Genomic DNA, 4519 nt, shown 5'->3' with positions numbered 1-4519 from the left:
CACCACGCCCACCGCGAACCCCAGCGCCGTCACCGACACCCACCCGGGCACCTGGAACCCCACCAGGCGCAGCGCCCGGGCCTGCGCGGCCCCCAGCAGCGCGCCCGCCAGCGCGTACGTGCCCAGCTCCGCGAGCCGCCGCACCACCCCCTCCTCCACGAGCGACAGCTTCTCGACGGCCGCAAGGCGCAGGATCCACTCCAGCCCCTGCGCGTAGAGCTCCGCCAGCCCGTTCACGAAGAACAACCCCAGCACGGTGACCAGCGCCAGCAGCGCCACCTGGAAGAGACGGGAGACCATGACCCGCAGTCTGCGCGAGCACGCCCGCCCATTGCCAACCGCGCGGCCCCTCGGATGCTCGCCGGCCAACGGCGCTGTCGCCCGGTGGAGGTGATTCGGGGCGGATGTAGGGCAGGCACCCGATGAGCAGGGTAGGCTTCACCGGGTGCGCTTCGCCTACCACCAGCGTCTGTCGGTGGCCGAGCAACGGGTCTACCGCCAGGGCGACGCCGTCACGAAGGTGCCGCTGCGCAGGCCCGCCACGCCGCGACCGTGGGTGGAGGGAGTGCGCGAGTCGAGCCTCTTCCAGCAGCGCGTCCCCCCGGCGGGCGCCCCGAAACGCCGTGAAGCGGCGGACACTGGGAAATGGAGCACGAGCACAAGGCGCGGCGGGCGGTAGATTCGCGCCCCTATGGCGCATCCCACCGACGACAAGAACTTCCGCCTGCCCACCACCCTGCGTCCGCGCCGTCATGCGGCGACGGTGACCCTGGACCTGGAGGGACGCACCTTCACGGGCGAACAGCGCGTGGAGCTGGAGCTGTCCCAGCCCACGCAGGAGATCATCCTCCACGCCAACGCGCTGGACCTGGGCGACGTCACCTTCCGCGCCGGCAATGACACGCGCAAGCCCACGTCCACGCGGGCGGTGCCGGTGAGCGAGACGGTGGTGCTGACGTTCGACGCGCCCCTGCCCGTGGGACAGGCCACGCTGGACGTGCGGTGGAAGGGGCGCTTCTCGGAAGGGCTGCGCGGGCTGTACGCGGCGGGCAAGGTGGCCGCGACGCAGTTCGAGGCCGCGGACGCGCGCCGCCTGTTCCCCTGTTTCGACGAGCCCGCCTTCAAGGCCCGCTGGGCCATCACGGTGCGCGTGCCGCCGGGCCACACCGTGCTGGGCAACGGCAAGGTGGTGAAGGACGAGCCGGACGGCGAGCTGCGCCGCGTGACGTTCCAGGAGACGGAGCTGCTCAGCTCATACCTGGTCGCGCTGGTGGTGGGGCCGCTCGTGGGCACGCCCGAGGAGACGGCGCAGGGCGTCGCGGTGCGCACCTGGGCGCTGCCGGAGAAGGCGCACCTGGCGAAGTTCGGCCAGGACGTGGCGCTGGCGGTGCTGCCCCGGCTGCAGGACTACTTCGGGCTGCCGTATGCCTTTGGCAAGGTGGACCAGGTGGGCATCCCGGACTTCGAGGCGGGCGCGATGGAGAACGCCGGCCTCATCACCTACCGGGAGGTGGCGCTGCTGCTGGATCCGGCCACCGCGCCCCTGTCGGTGCAGAAGCGGGTGGCGGAGGTGGTGACGCATGAGCTGGCGCACCAGTGGTTCGGCAACTGGGTGACGATGGTGTGGTGGGACGACCTCTGGCTCAACGAGGCGTTCGCGACGTGGATGGCCTTCAAGATTGTCGACCAGTGGCGGCCGGACTGGCGCATGTGGCTGGACTTCGACGCGCACCGGGCGAGCGCGCTGGCGCTGGACGCGCTCAAGTCCACGCACCCCATCCACGGAGAGGTGCGCAACGCGGGCGAGGCGGGTGAGAGCTTCGACGCGATCACGTATGAGAAGGGCGGCGCGGTGCTGCGGATGATCGAGGGGTTCCTCGGCGAGGGCCCCTTCCGCGAAGGCATCCGGCTGTACATGCGCAAGCACGCGCGCGCGAACGCGGTGAAGGACGACCTGTGGAACGCGCTGGGCGAGGCGGCGAAGCAGCCGGTGTCGGAGCTGGCCACGGCGTGGATTGGCCAGAGCGGCTTCCCGCTGGTGTCGGTGAAGGTGGAGGGGCGCGACGTCACGCTGACGCAGCGGCGCTTCTATTCGGAGCCGGGGGTGAAGAGCCCGGAGACGTGGCCGGTGCCCATGGTGCTGCGCTTCGAGGACGGCACGGGCGTGCGCGAGCAGCGCGTGCTGTTCCGCGACTCGCAGGCGACGGTGAAGCTGGAGGGCACGGGCGAGGTGAAGTGGCTGTGCGCGAACGGTGGCTCCACGGGCTTCTACCGGGTGGCGTACGAGAAGGTGGCGCTGGAGAAGCTGGCGACGAACCTGGGGACGCTGGCGCCGTCGGAGCGCATCTCGCTCTTGGCGGACACCTGGGCGCTGGTGCGCGCGGCGCAGGCGCCGGTGTCGGACCTGCTGGACCTGGCGGGGCGCTTCGGCGACGAGGAGGACGAGGCGGTGCTGGACGAGCTCGTCGGGCGGCTCGCGTACATCGAGGGCCGGCTGACGGAGGGCGCGGACCAGGAGCGCTTCCGCCGGTGGGTGGAGTCGCTCTTGGGCGGCGGCCTGAAGAAGCTGGGCTGGCAGTCCGCGAAGGGCGAGCCGGACCGGGTGCGGCTGCGGCGCGCGGCGCTGGTGCGCGCGGTGGGTGGGCTCGCGCGGAGCCCGGAGACGCTGGCGGAGGCGCGGCCGCTGGTGGCGCGGATGCTCCAGGGGGACAACACGGCGCTGGACGCCAACCTGCTGGACACGGCGGTGGGCATGGTGGCGCGGGCGGGAGACGCGGCGCTGTTCGATGAGCTGCTGCAGCGGATGCCGAAGGAGCCGGACCCGGCGACGCAGCGGCGCTACCTGATGGCGCTCACGTCCTTCGAGGACGTCAAGCTGACGGAGCGGGCGCAGGCGCTGCTGTTCTCGGAGACGGTGAAGACGCAGGACGTGGCGAGCTTCGCGACGGGCCTGTTGGGCAACCGCACCGGGCGCGACGCGTGGTGGGAGCAGCTCCAGAAGCGCTGGAAGGAGCTGGTGGCGCGCACGGGCGCGGCGCCCATGCTGCTGCGCCGGGTGGTGGAAGGCCTGGGCCTCTTGCGCACGCGCGAGCACCTGGAGCAGATGAAGGCGCTGCTGCAGGCGAACCCCATCCCCGAGGCGCAGCAGGCCACGGCGCAGACGCTGGAGCGGCTGACGCAGGACGTGGCCCTGCGCGAACGCGTGGCCCCGGAGGTGGCCGCGTGGCTCAAGCGGCGGCCGTGAGGGACTGAGGGCGGCCGGGAGGAGCGTGCTATCAGGAGTCGGCGCACCCTCCCGGTGCCTCTTGAGGAGAGCCGATGTGGAGGTCGCTCCTGTGCGGTATGGCCTTGGGGCTGGGGTGCTCAGCCTCCCGGCCCCTGCCCGGCGTCGTCCAACCGGATCCAGGTGAGCGCCTGGCGAGCATCCCAGGTCCCCTTCCCGGCCATGGGCCGTACAAGTCCTTCTCCGACGCGTTGATCGCGGCCTGCCCGCTGATCCTGCAACAGCCCCAGGCCACCGCGGGCCGTCCGACCGACCAGGAGTTTCCGCTGCGCTGGAGGCTCTCGCAGGAGTACTGCGCCTGGGTCTATTACACGCCCGACCACCAGTTCGAGTTGAGCATGCTGGCCACCAGCGCGGTGCAGGATGATTCGCGCAAGAGGAGCTGCGCGCTCCCGCCCGTCGTCACGGATCCGCGTCACCCTCCGGAGAGCCTGGGCTACGTCTTCATCCTCCACAACCATCCCTTCGAGAACGAGCTCTCTGATTTCGACATCCGCTTCGCCGTCGCCATGGCGGACGTCCACGGGCTGACCGTGAGCACCCGGGCGGGCCTCGTTCCGCTTTCCATCATCGCGTTCTTCTCCCGAGGCCACGACGTCATGCAGCCCACGTGCGATGGGTTCTTCCAGTACGTTCCCAGCACCGGGCAGATCATCCGGTGGACCGCGCGGGAGCAGGGACGATGGCAGAGCAAGCAGATCGCCACGCTCACCTGGCTCGATGACACGAACTACCGCATCCAACGGCAGTAGGACGGCATCCTCCATGCGCTTGCGCCCCCTCTTCCTCGTGTCTGGCCTGACGCTCTGCGGTTGCATCACGGCCCATCGTCCCGCGCTCGTGGAGGCAGAGCCTTCGCTCGTCTTCCCTTCCTCGTTCGTCAGCAGCACCGTGGGGGCGGCCGAGGGAAAGACTTATGAGCTGGACGGCGCCATGTTGCGCGCGCTCTCCCTCGCGACCACGGACTTCCTTCCGCCCACCACGCCTTCGACGCCCTGCTGGGACCGGCCGGAGTCGCACCGATACCGGATCCTCCGCGAGCAGGACGTCATCTTCATCCGGATCGACGAAGACCCCGCCGCCTGTGGCCGGCAGGTGCCGGCCCTGCACTCCGGCGCGAAGTACGCCATCCATGCGGATGGGCGGCTCTTGCGGCGCATCCTCGATGGTGAGCCGGAGCCAGGCCTGAAAGACGGCTCCGGCGAGGACGACACGGGGGAGGAAGCCGCGCCCGGC

General features: G+C 70.8%; 5 protein-coding genes. 4 read left to right on the top strand and 1 reads right to left on the bottom strand.

The genetic code is table 11. The features are described from left to right. Positions 1-300: hypothetical protein (locus D7V93_RS38730; RefSeq protein WP_147451564.1), on the bottom strand; the 300-nt coding region annotated here is incomplete at its 3' end. A 145-nt stretch (positions 301-445) separates the two neighbouring features. Between D7V93_RS38730 and D7V93_RS38725 the strand changes: the two genes are divergently transcribed. The 4 genes from D7V93_RS38725 to D7V93_RS38710 form a co-directional block, all read left to right on the top strand. Beyond that, positions 446-679 (top strand): hypothetical protein, encoded by a 234-nt coding sequence (locus tag D7V93_RS38725; RefSeq protein ID WP_120648090.1) that lies wholly within the window; start codon positions 446-448, stop codon positions 677-679. Between the two features lie 12 nt (positions 680-691). Beyond that, positions 692-3244, top strand: a complete 2553-nt coding sequence (locus D7V93_RS38720) for a M1 family metallopeptidase (protein WP_120648089.1) — start codon at positions 692-694, stop codon at positions 3242-3244. Positions 3245-3318: 74 nt separating this feature from the next. Then, entirely contained in the window at positions 3319-4035 is a 717-nt protein-coding gene (locus D7V93_RS38715) for a hypothetical protein (protein WP_120648088.1), read from the top strand. Between the two features lie 13 nt (positions 4036-4048). Beyond that, positions 4049-4519, top strand: a 471-nt coding sequence (locus D7V93_RS38710) for a hypothetical protein (RefSeq protein WP_372338405.1), incomplete at its 3' end; no start/stop codon positions are given.

The organism is Corallococcus llansteffanensis, from assembly GCF_003612055.1.
Classification (GTDB): Bacteria; Myxococcota; Myxococcia; order Myxococcales; family Myxococcaceae; genus Corallococcus; species Corallococcus llansteffanensis.
The sequence above is the reverse complement of the archived record's forward strand: the minus strand, read 5'-3'. Positions and strand labels throughout refer to the sequence as shown.

What these genes read in the sequence shown, in the direction of transcription:
- D7V93_RS38720 (WP_120648089.1), top strand. Translation starts at nt 692, where the DNA reads ATGGCGCATCCCACCGACGACAAGAACTTCCGCCTGCCCACCACCCTG.
- D7V93_RS38715 (WP_120648088.1), top strand. Translation starts at nt 3,319, where the DNA reads ATGTGGAGGTCGCTCCTGTGCGGTATGGCCTTGGGGCTGGGGTGCTCA.